This window comes from Enterococcus pallens ATCC BAA-351 (genome assembly GCF_000407485.1).
Taxonomy (GTDB): Bacteria; Bacillota; Bacilli; order Lactobacillales; family Enterococcaceae; genus Enterococcus_A; species Enterococcus_A pallens.
In genome coordinates this window covers 823,847-843,678 of record NZ_ASWD01000001.1, presented here as the reverse complement: position 1 = coordinate 843,678, position 19,832 = coordinate 823,847, and the positions used below count along the sequence as shown (strand labels likewise).

At 39.5% G+C, this 19,832-nt stretch carries 16 protein-coding genes; 8 read left to right on the top strand and 8 right to left on the bottom strand.

The features are described 5' to 3' along the window. Positions 1-282: 282 nt before the first annotated feature. The 4 genes from I588_RS04060 (at position 283) to I588_RS04045 (ending at position 7,803) form a co-directional block, all read left to right on the top strand. Positions 283-4,383, top strand: coding sequence for a SpaA isopeptide-forming pilin-related protein (locus I588_RS04060; protein WP_010757672.1), 4,101 nt, complete (start codon positions 283-285; stop codon positions 4,381-4,383). Beyond that, complete coding sequence (locus tag I588_RS04055) at positions 4,364-6,016, top strand: SpaH/EbpB family LPXTG-anchored major pilin (RefSeq protein ID WP_010757671.1); 1,653 nt, start codon at positions 4,364-4,366, stop codon at positions 6,014-6,016. The genes I588_RS04060 and I588_RS04055 overlap by 20 nt, the downstream gene beginning before the upstream one ends. Positions 6,017-6,073: 57 nt before the next feature. Further along, the gene (locus I588_RS04050; protein WP_010757670.1) at positions 6,074-6,889 is read left to right on the top strand and encodes a class C sortase; all 816 of its coding nucleotides are present in this window, start codon (positions 6,074-6,076) and stop codon (positions 6,887-6,889) included. A gap of 308 nt (positions 6,890-7,197) precedes the next feature. Then, a complete protein-coding gene (locus I588_RS04045) occupies positions 7,198-7,803 on the top strand; it encodes a DUF6287 domain-containing protein (protein WP_010757669.1) in 606 nt (201 codons plus the stop codon). 291 nt (positions 7,804-8,094) lie between these two features. Here the strand turns inward: I588_RS04045 and I588_RS04040 are convergent, their stop codons facing one another. From I588_RS04040 to I588_RS04015, 6 genes are all read right to left on the bottom strand, one after another. Then, positions 8,095-8,559 (bottom strand): GNAT family N-acetyltransferase, encoded by a 465-nt coding sequence (locus I588_RS04040; protein WP_010757668.1) that lies wholly within the window; start codon positions 8,557-8,559, stop codon positions 8,095-8,097. 539 nt (positions 8,560-9,098) lie between these two features. Continuing rightward, entirely contained in the window at positions 9,099-9,377 is a 279-nt protein-coding gene (locus I588_RS04035; protein WP_010757667.1) for a hypothetical protein, read from the bottom strand. A gap of 51 nt (positions 9,378-9,428) precedes the next feature. After that, the gene (locus I588_RS04030) at positions 9,429-9,773 is read right to left on the bottom strand and encodes an iron chaperone (protein ID WP_010757666.1); all 345 of its coding nucleotides are present in this window, start codon (positions 9,771-9,773) and stop codon (positions 9,429-9,431) included. Positions 9,774-10,295: 522 nt separating this feature from the next. Next, entirely contained in the window at positions 10,296-11,432 is a 1,137-nt protein-coding gene (locus I588_RS04025) for an MFS transporter (protein ID WP_010757665.1), read from the bottom strand. 18 nt (positions 11,433-11,450) lie between these two features. After that, the gene (locus I588_RS04020) at positions 11,451-12,065 is read right to left on the bottom strand and encodes a sugar O-acetyltransferase (protein ID WP_010757664.1); all 615 of its coding nucleotides are present in this window, start codon (positions 12,063-12,065) and stop codon (positions 11,451-11,453) included. Positions 12,066-12,182: 117 nt separating this feature from the next. Further along, the gene (locus I588_RS04015) at positions 12,183-13,184 is read right to left on the bottom strand and encodes an ROK family protein (RefSeq protein ID WP_010757663.1); all 1,002 of its coding nucleotides are present in this window, start codon (positions 13,182-13,184) and stop codon (positions 12,183-12,185) included. Between the two features lie 147 nt (positions 13,185-13,331). Between I588_RS04015 and I588_RS04010 the strand changes: the two genes are divergently transcribed. Continuing rightward, positions 13,332-13,928: a sugar O-acetyltransferase gene (locus tag I588_RS04010; protein WP_010757662.1), complete on the top strand. Its 597-nt coding sequence runs from the start codon at positions 13,332-13,334 to the stop codon at positions 13,926-13,928. A gap of 475 nt (positions 13,929-14,403) precedes the next feature. Here I588_RS04010 and I588_RS04005 read toward each other — a convergent pair whose 3' ends face one another. After that, the gene (locus I588_RS04005) at positions 14,404-15,282 is read right to left on the bottom strand and encodes a LysR family transcriptional regulator (RefSeq protein WP_010757661.1); all 879 of its coding nucleotides are present in this window, start codon (positions 15,280-15,282) and stop codon (positions 14,404-14,406) included. Positions 15,283-15,373: 91 nt separating this feature from the next. On the opposite strand from I588_RS04005, the gene I588_RS27810 reads away from it, so the two are divergent. Continuing rightward, positions 15,374-16,030: a hypothetical protein gene (locus I588_RS27810; RefSeq protein ID WP_010757660.1), complete on the top strand. Its 657-nt coding sequence runs from the start codon at positions 15,374-15,376 to the stop codon at positions 16,028-16,030. 231 nt (positions 16,031-16,261) lie between these two features. Here the strand turns inward: I588_RS27810 and I588_RS03995 are convergent, their stop codons facing one another. Next, positions 16,262-17,143 (bottom strand): LysR family transcriptional regulator, encoded by an 882-nt coding sequence (locus I588_RS03995; RefSeq protein WP_211219391.1) that lies wholly within the window; start codon positions 17,141-17,143, stop codon positions 16,262-16,264. A gap of 274 nt (positions 17,144-17,417) precedes the next feature. Here I588_RS03995 and I588_RS03990 point away from each other — a divergent pair, with 274 nt between their 5' ends. Both I588_RS03990 and I588_RS03985 read left to right on the top strand, forming a co-directional pair. Next, on the top strand, positions 17,418-18,515 hold the full coding sequence (locus I588_RS03990; protein ID WP_010757658.1) for an alcohol dehydrogenase family protein: 1,098 nt from the start codon (positions 17,418-17,420) through the stop codon (positions 18,513-18,515). Positions 18,516-18,567: 52 nt separating this feature from the next. Continuing rightward, a complete protein-coding gene (locus tag I588_RS03985) occupies positions 18,568-19,830 on the top strand; it encodes an MFS transporter (protein WP_010757657.1) in 1,263 nt (420 codons plus the stop codon). Positions 19,831-19,832: the final 2 nt, after the last annotated feature.

Here is a 19,832-nt window from a genome sequence, read left to right as displayed (position 1 = left end):
TAGATATTTTTGAAAGAATTAATTCAGTCTGCTACAGGCAGCAATCAACTAAGCAATATTCTGATGAATATAAAAATTTCATCTTCAGAATATCAGGATGTTTTGAAATTACAAAGCTTTACAGACTCAATGACGCTATTGCTGAATATATTGTTTAAATGAAGCTGATCCAAAAGTTTGTACTCCATTTTATAACAAACGTTATTTTATAAAATTCTTTATTATGGTGCGGTATCTCCCTTAAATCATGATAGATAAAGAAAGAAGGGGATGAGTAAAAAGGTGAATAAATTTATTAAGGGCAAAGAGAAGTTCTTTTGTTTGATTGCTATTCTTATTCTCTTGTTTTCTACCTTGGTTCCAACGCTTTCGTTGGGACAATCACAGGAAAGTACCACGTCTTCTGACACGGCAAGTAAAAAAATCAAAACCAGCATCGACAATCCATTGATGTCAAGTACAGAGAAGCTGGGGGAGACGTCCGCAGAAAGCAGCAGCACAGGTGAAATAAGTAAGTCCGATTATGTGAAGGAAAGCACAGGAGAATCCGAAGAAAGTACAGAAGAGTTAAAAGAAAAAGAACCTACCGATGCGCCACAAAAACAGCAAACGCCTCAAAAGGGGACCAATGCTGGTCAAGATGTTCTCAGCTCAGTCACTGTAACTGATTGGGAAATATTCCGAGAGGTCAATGGAAATAAAGAGTCGCTAACAGCTAGTCCTAAGAGTAATGCAATCTCGTACCAAGCCTACGATTTCAAATTTTCTTGGTCAATAGATACAGGAGGCCCAAACATAGTATCTGGTGATCATTTTGTTTTGGTGATTCCTCAGGTAGCGGATACTAGCAGCGGCCACTGGTATGCGACAGAAGGCGGTTGGAGTGAAATGAAGGTGGATACCGGCAGTGGTGAAGAGGCGATCTATCAATACCGCATTGAGAATTCTGTGGAGAAAAATGCCCAGGTTGTTCACATCGAATTTTTAGATGGAATTATGACATTCCCAACAAGTAGTCTTAATAGCGAGCTTGATTTTCCCGGGTTCATGAACTATGTAACAAAGGACGGCACCCAAGAGGTATCCTTTGGGCGAGATGCTAATGGAAATCCGCTTGTAAAAGAGATTACGTTTGAGAAAACACCATTGCAATCCACTAATGGCTTCTCCTTCAAGTTCGCAGCGGCGGCGTCTAACCATTCGATTCAATGGGGAATTCAGTTCAATGGTGCAGCGAATCTTGAGCTAAGTGGAGATGAAGTAAACTACCATGTAAATGGCGGTAATGGAAAGTATCAAGGGTTTTACGTAGACAAGCCTGATCGAAGTGTGTGGAAACCTTGGGGAACAAATTATACGGATGTTGAAGCTCCAGATGGAAAAGAAGGTGGTGGTGAATTAGGCGGCTATATAGAAGATGTATTACCGGCTGGAGCTGAAATGACAGCTTTGTCAATAGGTGCTTATATTCAGATACCGATAGGGTTAACCCCAGAGAACTATGCTCAGCAAAAAGGTGTGTATCCTTCTACGTCTAATGCGTTTGAATCACTTGTTTTAGCAGATTATGGTTCAGGCCCTCTGTATCGGAATAATTCAGATACTGACGATATTCTAAAACCTAAGCCAGGCACAGGCTTCGAATTGCTGAAGCAAGAACCTAATGAAACGAAGACGAATTTTAAAAAGCGGGTCCAAGGTGCGTACCCTCAATATGGGGTTTACAAGGATGCTTCGGGTGAATCAACGGTGATGATGCATTTCGGATCAATGAAGGATGCAGACAATCAGCAGCCGAAACTAAGTAGTTTAACGAATGAGAATAATGTAAAGAGAACCATCACGAATCCAATAGGGAACGGATCAGTTGATATTACGGATTTTGCGGTTCAAGCAGCCGACTTTACGATCAAACGTGGGTTTTATGCAGAGACAGACCGGGAATTATTAGAAAACTATTATGCCATCACCTATGGCGACACAAATGTTATTGAAGGAGCAGCTGCTGCCTACAATATTTCTTTGACGGTTCGTTACCCGCCGGATACTCCATCCATCGAGGCTATTAAGAATACCTCGGAGATTTATACTCATAGTGCCCTGACTTTGAAAAGTATTCCAGACCCTGAAACAATGCCTAAAAAAGATACTGCTGAAGGTATGTTAAGGAATCCTTACGGGAAAATTGAGTTGAACAGAAGACAAGCCATGCTGCAAAAATTTGATGTCGAGCGTGATGCCGATGATGAGTACATCCCTATAAATGGAGCGGAATTCAAATTACAAGTCCAAAATGACTCGGGAGAATGGACAGATGTTAGGAAAGAGGGAGCAATCCTCTCCTTTAAAACAGATGGTATTAAGTATTATGAAGCGGCAGAGGGCGGCGCTGGAGGACTAGTAGAAAAAACAGCCAACGGATTAGTTGTGGTTGATTTTGAGGCTTTAGCTCTAGCTGATGGAACGTACCGTTTTGTCGAGACCAAGGCCGCGGCTGGTTATGATGAAGAAAAATCTCCTCAATGGAATGGAAAAGAAGTTGTATCAGATGAGTTTGTGATTCCTTCAGCTACTCCAAGAGGGCCAACAGTAACTGTCTGGAATAAGAAGCTGCCGCAGTATAAATATACAGTCGAGCATTATGTCCAGGTCAATGAATTTGGCGGTGAAGAAGAAAGTAATTTCACATTGGCAGAAACCGAAGAAAAGTATGGCTATCTCGGTCAGGAAATTGTCGGCGAACCCTTATTGGATTTATTGACTTCTTATACCTATCGAGAGGATCTATCAAAAAAATATGGATTAATCAAAGGCGAAATAACTGAAGATGTTGAACTAGTCATAAAGCTGTATTATACCCAAGTTGGTGAGATACCCTTCACCTTTTATAAACAAGGAAAGAATGGCGAAGCGATGCCGTCAGTCGATCCCAACGGTAATCCGTTAGTTGATGATCAAGGGCGAGAGAAAAAGGTTGCTTTTGATATATATGAATACCAACCTAAACCAACCGATCCTGCTCGTCCTATAGCTTGGGATAACGGACAAGGCCCGAAAAGCAACCCGGATTTATGGAAAAAGATCGAGGGTCCTGTAGCTACTGACGCATTAGGAAGAATTCGTGTTCCTAGTATTAATACCCCAGAAGAGTTAGAAAAGTACTACGCAATCGTAGAGGTCGAAACCTATCCAGATTATCTCCTGGCAGAAAACGACTTAACTAACGGTAACCGTGAAGTTTATTGGGTTGTTCGATTGAGTGATGGAGACATGTTCTCTTTGCCGGAGTATCAATTCGGAAAAGAAATGAGCAGGCCGGATTATGAAAAACCCAGCAGTAGCAACAACAATCATTTTATTCTGAAAAATCGTAAGCCTAATATTTCTTTATTCAAAGTGAACGAACGGGATGAACCCATGCCGTCATCGGACAAGCAAAAAGTTCAATTTGACATTTATCAGTGGATTGCGGAAGGGTATTTTCTTGAAGACCAACCATATACTGCCTCATTTTTTTGGGAGAAAACAGCTTCAGATGTGTCCACCGATAATCATGGATTATTTGCGACCATCGGAAAGGGTGGCTTAGAGAACCCAAATGAAGATGATGATAAACACTTCGACTGGTATGCGGTGCATGAAACCAGTACGTATAGCGGCTATCAAGCAGCAGAGGGGTATTGGCTAGTCAAAACAGCTTGGGAAAAAACCACCCAGCAATTTGAAATTTACGAGGTAAGATACAAAGTTATTGAAAATGGTACTGTAAAGGATGGCGTAAGTCCGGGTCATAAAATCAGCGATGACAAGACAGAGCTGTATTTAACCAACAAAGTCAAGCCAACTAGTTTCTTTAAAGAGGATGGTCGAGAAAATCCATTAGGCGGGGTTCATTTCTCACTTTATAAGCCAAAAGAAGGCGATTCTGGTAAGACGGGCAGTGAAGATCCAGCAGCATCTGATACCAAATGGGATATGACCAAGCCAATTGAAAAAATCAGCAGTACAGATAACTCAGATCTAGGGAAAGTTACTTTTGACGATTTAGTTCAGGGAGATTATTTACTGGTTGAGACAGAGACATTACCAGGTTATCAGCTACCGCTGGGTTATTGGATTATTACCATTGACTTTTACGGCGAAATTGAAGGGATTAAGGGACGTGGAGATCCACTACCGCCAGCGTTCCGAATAGATAGCGGCACCTACTATCTGCCCAATTATAAAATCAATGGCATGCCGAATGCGGGCGGTTATATGAGAATGGCATTGGTGGTTTTAGGTATTGTTTTATTAGGATCTGGGATTATTCTTTCGCAGAACCGAAAAAAATATAAATCAACAAACGAAAAGGGGAGAAAAGATGAGAAAAAAAATAAGTAAATTAATCACATTGCTATTCATATTAGCAACAACCTTAGGAGGAGGGCTTTCGGCATTTGCCGCACCAGGTGCCAAACCAAACAAAGGTGATTTAACGATTCATAAACATTGGGCAGAGACACCGGCTGATATTGGCAGCGAAGGTACGGGAGAAACATGGAATCCAGGAGTTAATAATCCTCCTATTAAAGGAATTAAATTTGATGTCTATGAGGTAAAACCACAAGGCAATGCACCTGCTACACCGCCATCCGACAAAGATGGCTGGACATATTCAAGAACGGGTAATGAGTTAACAGTGTCAAAAGGTGCGGAGTCACACAAGTATGATTTGACTTTGAAAGCTTCAGATGCTTCAGATGGTAAAACCGATATAAATGGTGAGCTGAAATACAGTGATCTAGATGCTGGTTATTATTATGTAGAAGAAGATTTATCGGGTTCAGATGGTTATGAAGTACAAGGGACGGGCAATGCAGGTAAGAAAATTACTTCGGGTGTGAAGCCTTTTATCGTAGCAGTACCAATGACCAATGCTGATGGCACAGACTGGAACGACGATGTTCATGTTTATCCAAAGAACCAAGGCTTGAATCCAGAGAAAAAACCAGATAAGCCATCGGTAATCGTTGGTGATAAAGTAAAGTGGAGTATTACAGCAAATTTACCACAAGATTTTGCTGACTATACGGTATTTACAGTAACCGATGAATTGGACAAACGATTGAATTTTGTTGACACTCCTGCCCCTGGTGTAGTAGTAACAGGGATTGATGCTGTTCCAGCTGTTAAAGTGACACTGGATTATCCTGCTGATTATACTGTGACTCATACGCCAGCTGCATCTCCAAATAAAGAAAAGATTGTCATTGCGTTAACAGCAGCTGGGATTGAAAAATTAGCAAAAACTGATGGAGTTGTGAAAATCGCCATTGACTTTGAGACGACAGTCAATGGGAATATTAACAACGGAGATGATGATGAAAACAAGATTGAGAATAAAGCCGACATTGAATTCGAAAACAGTACACAACCTGATGGAAAGATTGAAACGGACACATCTGAAATACACACTGGTGAAATCAAAATTGAGAAAACTTACACTGGTGGAACCAGTTCAATTAGTCAAAGTGCTCAGTTCCAATTAGCAGCTTCTGAAACAGCAGCCAAAGCAGGACAATACTACCGAGTTATTTTAGATCCTACCGACTCACACATTGTGCGTATTGTTCCTTATGGTGATCCAGAATATGGAAATGCCAAAAAATGGGTAGCAATCCCATCATATGCTGTGAAGGGTGAAGCATTAGGACTTGTTGGAGATACCTTCTACGTTCAATCTTTTGAAGGTCTGCAAACCTATACAGAAGATGCGCAGGGAGTAAAGACTTACAACAAATACTATTTAGTGGAAACCTTGGCTCCAGACAAATATAACTTGTTAGACGGACCAGTAGAGGTAACCTTTGAAACTGCGAATACTCAACATGTAGAAACAAAGGAAATTGAAAACAAACGCGGCTTCACACTACCAAATACAGGTGGAGCAGGAACCTTGCTGATGGTTGTTGTCGGAATCATTTTGATCGGTTTAGCGATTTTGTTAACTACGAATAAAAGAAAAACTGCTTAACAGAGTAAAAGCCGAGATTTCTCGGCTTTTTCTTTGCACAGGAAAGGCAGGGCACAAATGAAGCGAGCCATTTTAATTATAGGATTGTTACTTTCCGGGATTGGAATTATCGCATACCCTTTCTTAGGAAATTATTTTAATCAAAAAAACGCAACCCAAGTGGCAGAAAGCTATCAAAACCAAGTGGATAAGCTAACGCCGGAGCAGATTGCAGAGATCCTCCAAGAAGCAAGGCTTTACAATGAAAACTTGTTAGGACAGCCTGTTCATGATCCGTTTGTAGCAGGGTCAGGTATTGTGATGCCAGCTAATTATTATCAGGTACTGAAGGTTGAGGGAATAATGGGGCAAGTGGAGATTCCCAGTATTGATGTGAAGCTGCCGATTTATCATGGGACCAAGGATGATGTATTACAAAAGGCTGTGGGACATCTGGAAGGATCAGCTTTACCTATTGGAGGTGAAGGAACCCATTCTGTACTGACTTCCCATACCGGCCTGACCCATGCGAAGCTATTTACTGATTTGACTGAACTGAAAAAAGGAGAGCCTTTTTATATTTATGTACTGGATCAAACCTTGGCCTATGAAGTAGACAAAATTTCAGTCATTGAACCCGACCATACAGAGTCCCTGAAGGCGATTAAGGGAGAAGATCACGTGACACTATTAACCTGCACCCCTTATGGAGTCAATTCTCATCGATTACTGGTACGTGGTAAACGAGTACCTTATGAACCTAGTAAAAAAGTGAAGAAGAAAAAATTGACTACGGAGAGTCATATGCTGCTAAAAACAGCACTGACCACCAGTGGCATTATGCTGCTATTGATTTTATTAAATTACTGGCGGAACAAACGTAAATCTATTTAAGGAACGGTCTGCCTGCTTCTATAATTACTAGGATTTATCAAAAAAGAAAAGCATGTAATTAGCAGAACAAATCATTCTGAATTCTGTTTAGGTCATCATCAAGTGAGTATATAGAGAGGTAAAATAAGATGAATAGCTTCACTCATATGGAATAGTTGCAATCCTTCCTTCTCTGACGAAATTGCGAAATGTGAAAATTTCGAGTGTTAAAAATGCAAAATTCCCATTAACAAATCAAGGCGAAAACGAACAGTGTGCTACAATAAAAGATATCAAACAAGAACTCAAAAATAGTTAGGAGGAAAGAAATGAAGCATGCAAAATTTCTTTTGATCGCTTCTTTAATGGGGATAGCATTGGCAGGGTGTACAAATAATTCAACTGAATCTTCAGATATTTCGAAAGAGACCAGCGAGCAAGCAAGCTCCAGTTCAGTTATGGAAACTGCTACAAGCAGCAGTGCAGTGTCCAGCTCAACGTCAACAGAATCTACTACTACGACCACCAGTTCAGAGGAACAAACTATTATAACTGGATTGTCAGAAGCAGCGATATTGAATAGTGACTATTCTTCATTGAATGGAACCTGGACAAATTCAAATGGGTATCAGTTAACCTTCAATAATAGTTCAGTTACTTTATCTGGTGAAGGACTTGGAGGAGTAACTGAGTTTTCATTGAGCAATCCGCAAAAACAAAACAATGTTATCTTTTTGTCATTTGAACCGGCTCCTGCACCAAACGGTATGAGTTTAATGATTGCCTCGAAGGGTACCACTCCGGAAGGCATCGAAGCAGATGGGACGGACTCAAATTATGATCGTATTATGATGGGAAATAATGGGGGCACGCTGCTATTTGCTCCTAAGGAAAACGGCGGCATCCCTGATACGGCATATTACAGAGAAAAATGATCTGCCAAATGATTAATTCTTAGTTTTATGAATGCAGCGTACACGGATTGTGCTGCATTCTTTTTTTGTCGCTAAGATTTTTATCCGTAGATATGTGGTTGCCAACTGGATTTGTCATAAAGAATGTTACTCTTATTTGTGCATAATAAAGTTTCTCCGAGTAATTTTTTATGAAGTCTGGAAGAATAATTTTTGAAAAAGCATAAATGAGTTGCTTTAAACGGAAGATGTCAGGAAAAACACTCCAATATAGTAAATAATAGATAAGTATGTTTATTTAACTGAACTCTACTACATTAAACTTAATTTCATTGTGGTGTAGTTCGAAACAAGGAAGCCCAACTTTTTGTACAAATATTTTCCTTCAGTAGTAGCAGATAAATCAATAGATGATACACTAATTAGTTTAGCTTCTTCAATTAATTTTTCTAACACTTTTGTAGCAATTCCCTGTTTGCGGTATTCGAGATAGGTTAACACATTTAGCAATGTTCCGGTCTTACCGGTAATGAATGACAAATTCGCTGGTTTTTCTGAAATAGCCAAATAAGCCACCGCCACAACATGTGTATCAACTTCTGCCAAAATGCCAATGAAAGTATTGTTCGAGAGATGTTTAGAAAAATAATCTTTCAATTGTCTCCTCAGGATGCACTCCTCCTCGGGTACTAAAATAGCCCCGTCTTCAAGTAAGTAATCCAAACGTAATCTGATTAGTAATGTGGTATCGTCAATTGTTGCTTTTCTAATAATCATATGAACACCTCCATTTACTTAACTTTAAACAGATTATACATTTTGACCAACCTCAAAAAAAATGAGGAAAAGTTAGTCAGTCGATTGAAACTATGTAATAGTTCGCAAAAAATCTTTGCCTTTTTACAGTCCGAAAAAGTCCTCATCAAACACGTTTCAAAGTTATCACCGTTTGAACGCAAGGTCATAAATTCTTCCTGATTCTCGCGAACTGTTATTTCTACGTGTTATGAGTAAGTTCCTTCTTTCCTAGAGTAGTACATCTTAAAAAGTTCCTGCCTTTTCTATCACCTTAATGCTTAATAGGTCTTTTCTCATGCCAACCTTTTTAAGATGCCCTCAGAATCATTTTTTTGGGTGTATCTGGGGCTTCATAAAATCAATGCAGTATGGGGAAAAAAGAATTCTGCTAAAGCAGTGTGATGAGCTAAGCTTTTATCACTAGCACTGATTTGTTTGCTAGTGTATTTGAGGATTGTATCTAGTTGCAAAAAAAGCAGTAAATCTTTATTAGAATAACTGCATTTGAACAATCGATGCTATGCTAAATCTTCTTTAGTAATCGCAATGGATGGATAATGCTCCAAAGCTGTCAGATCAGTATCTAAAGGGACACTATAAACCATGTAATAGGACTGACTCTCTTTACTAGACCATTCCTTGATTTTTTCCGCAGCTAACTTCTTATCCATTGTTGCAAAAACAATACTTACAACTCCTACCTTGTTCGTTTCAACCTCTTCAATACTGCCACGCATAATTATTTTCAGTGGTGCTTCTCCATTTAAACCTAGCTGAATATATTCCTCCTGGTTCATCCTGAATCCTCCTCTGTTTCTATTAGTAGTAAAGTGAAGCTCATGTCTATATTAAGCTTGCAGCTCAAAAAGATTATAGCTGATGATCTTCCGAATCAATTCTGCTGGAATTTCAGCATCAAATTTGAGATGGATGGTACTTTTCGTCGTTGAATATCCTGCTAGCCTTTCTCTAAAGAAATTGATTGCACTTATTCCAACATGGAGTGTGATAAATTTTTTCTGAACGGAAAAGTGGATTATATTCGCTTTGCCGATGGAATAAGTAGGCATATTCCATGCTATTCTCGAAGTCGCCTCTGGTATAGCTTCCTCTATTACAGCTTTAATTTGATACAGCTTTTCTTGGATATGGTGAGGAGATGCCATGATATATTCTTCGATTCCATCAGTCATTACTACTCCTCCCGTTTACCTGTACCTAAGCGCAGCGATAGTGTTAGTGTATAGGCTTATTATATCAATTGGAAAATAGAATGAGAAGGTATCTCTGGGACGTTTTGTCTAGATTTTGCTGAAGTCGATTTGTTAAAAATCAGTCCACAATTGGCCTTTGGAATGTGGCCATCGCTAGTTGCAGTATAACTAAACTAAACTGGACAGATAATTACTTTTAACCTGACTACTGCTTTAATCGAAAAAATCAATAGCTTGATATCATCTGTTGACTCATCCCAGAGGTGTCGTGTGAACACCTCTGTTAAGCATCGTTTAAGATGATGATATCGTCGTTTAGAAGTAAGTAGTTGATTCTTTGGGGTCGTTCAATAGTGGTGATCATAAAGGCAATCGCCAATGTCAACGCTTAATACATAGCCTCTGAAGGAAGCTTGGAAATCAGCTTCTCACTGATTGAAGCACTGTTTTCAGCTGGACCTGCTGATCAAGATAAAGCTTCTATTAGCAGCAGCTAGACTATCAGTGCTTTCGCAACAGTGTTAGACGAACCACCAATGCTGTTAGTCCCAGCAAAGCAGCGATCCACATAAGCAGCTGATTAGTTGAGACGGCGAACACACGAATGAATGTATTCCAAAAGAGTGGCGAAACGAACTGACTGCCGATGATCACTAAAGAAAATAATGAGTTGATTTTGACGATTTCTTCCTTTGGTGTAAAGGTATTTAGCTGCAAAATAATGAACGGTCCGGTAAAGGAGTAAACAAAATTAAAGGCGACGGCACTGGTCATACTCACCATGCTATTGGTAGAAAGGGCCAGCAGCAACACCATCAATCCGGCACCGAGATATCCGACCACAAATAAGGAACGAGGGAATTTTTTTAGCAATGGACCAAAGGAAAGTCCAGCAAATAATCCTGCCAAATTCATCAAACTCAAAGTCAAGCCACCCATCGCTTCATTCCCATCAGGTAAGCCGGCCAGCAGTGTAGGAATTTTGAATTGTACCCCATAGATAATCACAAAGGTCCATAAACACAGCACAAGATATACGAAGGCCTTGCCAGAGATATTGAACTTGGAAGTTTGCGGATGATCCGCTGAAGGAAGCGGGCGATCAGGGACAAACTTAACCACCAACCAGAAAACTACCAACAAAAACCCATACAAAAGGTAGATGCTCTGCCAGCTTCGACTAATGATTACCGAAGCCAGCAGAAGAAAAGCTGCATTCCCCAGTGCAGTAATCCCCACCTGCAGCCCTAGCAGCGTCGCTTTTTTTTGCCCATCATACAGCAGGGAAATTAATGAGATGGCATGCGGAGAAAACAGCCCAATTCCCAAGCCTAAAATAAACCGGAAAAGAAAAACCAATGGCAAAGCCGAAATGATAAAGGGCAGCATGCCAAATATCGCTGCGATCAAGACCCCCACTAATACTGTCTGCTTCATTCCCAGCTTTTTAACAATCCAGCCATTTAGCACAATGGTAAGAATGGAACCCAGACTAGGGATTGCTACGAGGCTTTCGATGGTCCCAACGCTAGCCGCGGAATAATAATTAGTCAAGTAAGGGATGGCGGCCGACAAAAGAGTGGCTGCTCCCGTAATTAATGAGAGGGAGAGAACACTAAGATCTTGCCTTCTGTTCATGCTATTCACCCTTCCACATTAGTTTGTCATTTCCTCTTCGTACTGGTTTTTCAGCTTAGACCAATACGCCGCATCTTCTTCAGTAATTTCACGGAGCACCTTACAGGGATTGCCTACTGCAATAACGTTATCCGGGATATCTTTAGTGACAACCGAACCTGAACCGATCACCACATTGTCGCCAATCGTGACTCCTGGATTAATGACAGTACTTCCGCCGACCCAGACGTTGTTCCCAATCGTAATCGGCGACCCAAATTCCAGCCCAGAAATTCTTACCTGAGCATCGATGGGATGACCCGCAGTATAAAGGCCGACTCTAGGGCCGAACATCACATCATCACCAATCGTAATCGGAGCAACGTCCAGCATGATGCAATCAAAATTGGCATAAAAATTATTTCCAACACTGATATGATCCCCATAGTCACAGTAAAAGGGCGGCTCAAGATAGACATGCTCGCCAGCATTGCCTAATAAATCCTTCAGCAAAGACTTTCGCTCAGCCTTTTCATCAACCGTTGTTGTGTTGTATCGCTGGGTTAATCGCCGGTTTCGCCGATTCATTTCCCGTAATTCATCACTGCTGGTATACAATTTTCCAGCAAGCATCCGTTCTTTTTGTGTCTCCATAAAGGCTCCTTCAAACTTTATTAGTTTTGTTTATTATGTTTGTTTCATTTTAGCTTATCCGCAATTATTCAGCAAGAAGAAATTTACTGTCCAAATAAAAAACGGATAAGACAAAACTTAAACGGGGGATTCTTGGATGACTTTAACAGCCAACTCGTTCAATCCCTTAAGATAATAAGTGGACAGATCATTGTGAAGAATGAGATGCGGCAAATAGCCATAAGGAAAAACCTTCTCCAGCTGACGGCGCAGCTGATCCAAGTGATCGGCTGAAAGCAGGTGTTCGGTGTCGAAAATGACGATCTGCTGAGGATCATACAGGCTGATAATCGTTCGTAGCGACTGCTCAGCCAGCTGTATGATTTGAGCCTCCTTAGTTATCGGAAAGGTTAGCTTTTCAAAATAAGAAAGATGCTTCAGCTCGCCGCTTAAGCCGTTAGCCCCGCGGAAGATGGTGTCCTTAATGACCAGCCCAGATCCTGGAGCATAATTTTCTAAAAAGTAAAGTCCAGCAACAATATCATGGGTACCATTTAGCTTAGAGAAACCGAAAGTCGCCGCATTGATATCATTTTCGATTAAAATAGGCAGATTGGTCTCCCTGCTCAAGGCATTTCGCAAATCTGCCTTGCTGATTGAAGGAAAATCAATAATTTGAAAAATGCCTTCAATTTCAACTCCCGGAATGCCGATACTGATTACCGCAGTTTTAGGATACCGTTGAAGAATGTTCCTCACAGTCGCCACAATTTCCTGCCCGTCATCTTGAAGCATCGGCAGGGTCTGCTGAAAAATAGCTTCCTGTTCAATCGTTGATAAGGTGAACAAGGCGATCGGCTGCTTCGCCTGTTCAAGAAATTGAATGGTTAATAAGTAGCGGTAGTTGGGATTAAGCTTATAGGCCAGCGCTTTTCTTCCGCCAGTAGTTACCGGCTTTTGTAAGGTAATTACTTCTTCCGTCTCAAGCATTTCGCTGATCAGTTTATTGGTTGTGACGACACTCAAGGAAATACTCTGGGCGATTTCACTCTTGGTCAGTCCATTTGGCTGCTGGCTTAGCAGTTTTCTGATCGCCTGAACATTATGCTGTTTTAGATCGTTGGGTTTTTGCGATTTCATAGGGACAACTCCTTCAAAACCAGACGTATAGTTAAGAATCATCATACCATAGTCAGTAAATAATCGGATAAGAAAAACACGAATCAGCTTGTATTTTATCCTTTTTAAGGTAACATATTAAACAAACTTAAATAAGGGGCGGTTCGTATGGAAGAAAGCTATTTTGAGGCATCAAAATCTGGAGAAATGTATAACGACAAACATGAGGTTTTTCTAAATGCAAGAAAGAGAGCTGTGAAGCTGACAAAGAAATACAACGCTTTGTATGGTGAAGACGAAGAGCAGCGCACCCAGCTGTTAAAAGACTTATTGGGTTCAGTTGGTAAAGAGGCTTTCTTTGAACCTGATTTCCGCTGTGAGTTCGGTAAGAATATTCATTTAGGTGAGCGATTTTATGCCAACTTTGATTGTATTTTACTAGATGGCGCGGAAATTCATATCGGAGACGACGTACTTTTTGGCCCTAGAGCAGGGATCTTTACCACCAATCATGCGATTGATTCAGCGGAACGAGTTGCGGGCGGCTGCTATTCCAAACCTGTTCGAATTGGCAATCGGGTATGGTTAGGTGCCAATGTGGTGATCAATCAAGGCGTAGAAATCGGTGACAATACCATCGTCGGATCAGGGAGTATCGTAACCAAAAGCCTGCCAGCCAATGTGATCGCAGTAGGGAATCCTTGCCGAGTACTGCGAGAAATTACCGATGACGACAGGACGAATTTTTTACAGGAGTTGAGGTAGAGCTTGCGCTTGTGAATAAGAAAAGCTCTCTTTTTTAGCGATAGCTATCTGTCAGGTTCTCAATCCTCACTTAAATCTGCTTTACCAGACTTAGTGAAGAAATAAAGGTTAATAGTTCAGATAACATTTCTTGAAGTAAAAATCCGCAGGTGATTGAGCTTTTAGTTAGATTAATCCAGAATGAATTTCTACAGGATTTAATTTTACTTATATGATTGTAGATAGCCTTGAAATTCCTGTACTTACCCTTGATTTAAAATGAAATAATCCCTCACTCCTAGCAGAGATAACGCACGAAAAACTTTGTTAGGAGTAAGGGATTATTTCTTATGGTATCGATCAAGGCACCAAAGGTAATTTTCAAGGTCAACATCTGATACGCGATCACGGCGGAAGTCCTTTATCTAAGATGAACAGGTCAGTTTAACGGTTCAGTCACTTTTTGTAGGCGGAGCTATTCCAATCTGTCAGGCATTTACCCTAATCTATCATCGAGCCAAGTTTTTGCGAAGCCATTAAAAATATCAAAGGCTGCAGAAGAATAGACCTCCGGGTTTCTTGCAATGATTAAGGAACGGTAATAGTGTTCTTTGATTGGTCGAATAGCAACAGTAACGTGATTAGGTATGCTGTCTAGAAAAAAATTTGAAAAGATGCTAATGCCAAATCTCGCCTCGATAAGCTTTAAAGCTACCAATTCGTCGAATATTTCGAGAGTATATTGTGGTTCCAAATCAAGTGAATGGATAAAATTACCAATTTCAAAGTCAAATCGTTCGCCAGATAAAATGTATGTTTCTTCAACTATACGATTGATGGAAATAGTTGTCTCTGTAACAAGGGGATGCTCGCAAAGCAAGACAACGACAAACTCATCTTTTAGAAATACTTCACAAGAAAATTCTTCCATACCATACATAGAAGTAAAAGCAATATCAATTTCATTTCGGTATAACTTCTCATAAATTTCTTGTTGATTACCTGTAAAAATCTCAAATTTGATCTTTGGATATTTTGTTGTAAATTCTTTCAATATTTTTGGAAGATAAGTCATTACAAAGCTTATAAAACTTCCAATACGCACAGTTCCGCTTTCTGACTGGGTCATAGAATCGGAGAGCTGTTGCAATTTTGGGTTTTCTTGATGAATAATTTCAAGTGATTTAATAACAGCCTGTGCATTTGGTAAGAGCTGTGCACCTGAATTTAAGCGTTTGAAAATCGGAAAGCCCATTACACTTTCAAATGATTTAATTGTTTGACTAATTGCTGATTGACTATAGTTCAATTTTTTTGCGGCCTTGGAAATATTGCTTGTTCTCACAACTTCTAATATAACATCGTATTTCTCCATTTGACTAATATAAAAGCATGTTTACTATTTTTCACAAAATCTGTATAATTTGATTTAATTATCAAAATAACTTTTTAGATAGGATTTCAAGATGAAAAAGGAAGTCAAAAGTTGGGATTTTTTTAGTTTAGCCATGTTAGCCTTTGGAGGCGTAGGATTAGAACTGTTACTACTGTTTTTAGAAAGCTTGGTCTATAGCAATTCACTTAATGAAATGACCACTGCGCAACATATTCTTCATTGGTGTTTAACAAGCTTTGTTTGGGGAGCCTGTACGCTGCTGCTAGCAAGATATGCAAAAAATCACTATTCTTTTGATATTACAGGCAGTAGGAAATCTATAAAAATATCAAAATTAATCGTGGCCATTCTGTCAGTCCTAATTTGTATTGCTTCAAACGCATGGAGCTGGGGAACGTTAAAAATTTTAGGAGAACTTGCTAAAAAAGAGAGTATTGCTCTTTTTCTTTTCCAATACATCTACTACATTTTTGAAGTTGGACTAATACTATCAATCATTGCTTATGGTCAAAAAGCGGGTGAACTTCGGTTTGGAAAAGCAAATATTCCATGGGGAGGATTCATCGTAGGCTTAAGTTGGGGCTTGATGCATGCATTAACAAAAGGAAGTTTGTTTATTGGGGCGGAGGCTATGATTACAGGTGTTTTGTATGGCAGTATCTATTTACTAGTAGAAAAACGTGTTTGGTATTCTTATTGCTTGATTTTATTAGCTTTTGTTTTATAAAAAATGTGCTATAAAATAATTCTACTATTCTTGAAACAGTATTCAAGTTAGCAAAGGACCATGTTCTCAGACTGTAGACAAATAGGAATCAGGAAGCTCCTGATTCCTATTTGTCTACAGTCTCTTACTAGTCGTATAACCGACTATTTTTTTTTGGTTGCTCAAAAAAACATTGTCTATAAAGTCTGCTTCGATGGATCAAGGACAGTTTTTAGGCATGTAATAATACTTTTAAATGGTCGAATTGGTCAGAAAAAGCAATCGAAAACTATTTCTAATCGTTGATGCAATATTTTCCACCATATCTAAATCCGCATTTTCTTCCCAAGTTAAGCCAAAATTTAATTTGTAAGGACAGCTAATAAAGTTTTCAGGTATTATTTGAAAGTCATCATCAATTAATGATTCAGGGAGTAGGGAGACTGCAATGTTGTTTTTCACACATTCAGCTATATTTTCAAGCATCGTACTAGTAAAAACTACCTCGAAGTTCTTTTTTGCTCGTTTAAGGCAATATAACGAATGATTATTCACGATACAGTTGTCAGAAAATAAAGCGACCGGTAGTTTATCTAAGTTTTGGAAATTGAATTCTTTTGAAGATACCCAGTATAGTTTTTCGCTCCATAAAAAGATATCCTCAGAAAACTGTGGTTCCATTGCCACAATAGCAATACTTACACGACCTTCAGCGATTTGATCGCGCAGCTTTCTACTTCTAGAACAAATTGTCTCAAATGTAAAATCTGGATAACTCCGCAGCAATTCAGGATAAATAGAATTGAGAAAGAACTTGGTATAATCCGTAGGTAATCCAAAAGATAAAGAACCCTTCCAATTTGAGTTTTTAATCGACCTAAATGCTCGATCATTTAAATCTAAAATTTTTTGAGCGTAATCATACAAGGTCTCACCGGCCTTGGTTAAGGTTACATTATCTTTTTTATTGCGAATAAATAGAGGTGCTCCAATTTGCTGCTCAAGTTTTTTTATTTGTGTACTGACAGAAGAATGGGAACGATAGACTAATTCAGCAGTGATATTGAACTTACCAGTTTCTGCAGCAATTAAAAATGTATTTAGGTATTCAAGGTTAAATCGATCATTCATCATAGCTATGCTCCTCTAGTTTGAATAAAAATTCACATGATAAAAACCAGTTTATGATTGGAGTCTACCACAGTTAGAAGCCATAAACAAATCGGCTTATTTTCATAATGAGAACACCATATTCATTAGGTTCTATTTTATTGAACCTAAGATTCAATAAGTGATAATTGTTCTTTCTGAAAACGAATTCTATAATCTAATTAACACTTATAGGTTATCTAACTGCGCAGAAACGATTCCTAATGTGAACTAAAACACAATAACGGAGGCTATTAAAATGAGCATAATCCCTGAAAAAATGTCTGGTGTCTACTTAACAGGTAATGGAGGCTTCGAGAAGCTAGAGTATAGAACGGATATTGATGTTCCCAAACCCAAAAAAGGAGAGGTTCTGGTTAAAATTAGAGCCGCTGCAGTGAATAACACCGATGTTAACACTCGAATTGGCTGGTATTCGAAAAATGTTAAATCTGAAACAAATGCAGGAGGTTCAGCTGGATTTGAGGAAGATGTTGAGGACGATGGGTCTTGGACTGGTGCAGCAATGAAATTTCCTAGAATTCAAGGTGCGGATGGCTGTGGGGAGATTGTTGCTGTTGGAGAAGGTGTGAGTGAAGATCGTATTGGTGAACGCGTGTTGATTCGTACCATGCAGGAGCTGCCAAAAAGTGCGGATGGTTTAGAATGTATTACATTCGGTTCTGAATGTGACGGAACTTTCGCCGAATATGCGGTAACTTATTCTGAAGAAGCGTTTAAAATTGATTCTGATTTAAGTGATAAAGAATTAGCCATTTTTCCATGTTCTTACTCGACTGCTGAAAACCTGGTTGTGCGTGTTGGGGTAAATAAAGAGGATGTCGTCTTAGTAACAGGTGCTTCAGGTGGAGTTGGGTCTGCATTGGTTCAACTAGTAAAAATCAGAGGTGCAAAAGTAATCGCAGTATGTGAGCCAGATCAAGAGGATCGAGTTCGTGGCTATGGAGCAGATGAAATTGTCTTCCGGGGAGAAAGCTATATCGAGAAGATTGGAAAAATGAAAGTGGATGTTGTACTAGATATGGTGGCGGGTAATCAATGGCCTGAGCTGCTGGAAGTGCTTAAAAAAGGCGGTAAATATGGTGTCGTTGGTGCAATTGGCGGGCCAATGGTTGAATTGGATGTAAGAACACTGTATTTGAAAGATTTGAGTCTTTTCGGAAGTACGTATCAAACGAAAGAAGCGTTTACCAACTTAATCAGTTACATTGAAGATGGAAAAATCCAACCAGTGATCGCTAAAGAATTTCCATTAAAAGAGATCGTAAAAGCGCAAGAAGCATTCTTAGAGAAGAAACTAATAGGCAAATTTGTTTTAACGGTTGATTCAAAATAAAAAGGCGGTTTTTGTTAGTCATCACAACCAAAACCTCTTAAGAGATAAGGGGATGTATATTTTGCGCTACACTGATTTAAGTAATTCTAGAAAATATGCGATGATCGCACTACTTGCTTTTTTTGGCGGATGTATCTACAAAGTAACCTATTTACGTGAAGTATTTTATGACCAAGTAATAAGTGTTTTGAATCTAAGCAATGCTCAGCTGGGATTATTATCAAGTGCAGTTGGGTTTACTAGTATGATTGGTTATTTCTTCGGAGGATTCTTAGCGGACAGATTGAGTTCAAGAAAATTAGTAACGACATCCTGTATGATTAGTGGGTTATTGACGTTATGGTATATGACCTATCCGTCATTCATCTTTTTGATGATTATTCATATTGCTATCGCACTTGCAGGAACCCTAATTTTTTGGGCGGCTTATATCCGGATCATTCGAATTCTCGGAGGAGAAGATGGCCAAGGGAAATACTTTGGCTTCTCTGAAGGGATGCGCTCATTATTTGGAGTAATACTTCCTTTTGGTGCTTTAGCTATCATGGAAAATATTGCACAAAACGTTATTGGTTACCGAAGTGTGCTTTTATATTATGCAATATGCTACTTCGTATCGGGTATTTTAGCTTTCTTTGTTATTGTTGATGTTCACGACGAAAGTGAAGAACGAGTAACGTTGAACAAAGAGGAATACGTCAAGCTTTTCAAAACCCCAGGCTTATGGCTGGTTGCTATCCTAATTTTTGGTACGTATGCCGTGTTTGCTTTGCAATCTTATACAACTCCTTACATGAGTGGTGTGGTGGGTATCTCAAGTAGTACTGTCGGAAGTGTTGCCATCTTCCGACAGTATGGCTTAGGCCTGCTTGCAATGCCAGTCTGTGGAGTGATTGCGGATAAGATGCATTCCTCGGCAAGAACGTGCATTATAGGGTTGGTTCTACTCTTAATTAGCTCAGTAATGTTAATGGTTTATCCAGCCACCTCTTCTCCAATCGTTATCATTATGCTTGTCATGGCTATTGGATTTTTTGTAAGTGGTGTACGTGGTGTATATTATGCAACAATGGACGAGGCTAAGATCTCAAAGGCATTATCCGGAACGGCGATTGGAATTGTTTCAGCGATTGGCTTTAGTCCAGATGCATTTATGTTTTCTCAAGTTGGCGGGTGGTTAGACAAATATCCACCTGAACAAGCGTACAAAATGATTTTTACCTATATGGCTGCAATGAGTGGCATAGCTATTTGTGCAGGTATAGGCATCTTAGTTCTTTCAAGGAAAAAAAGCGTTGCTACGGAAGGACTTTAGTT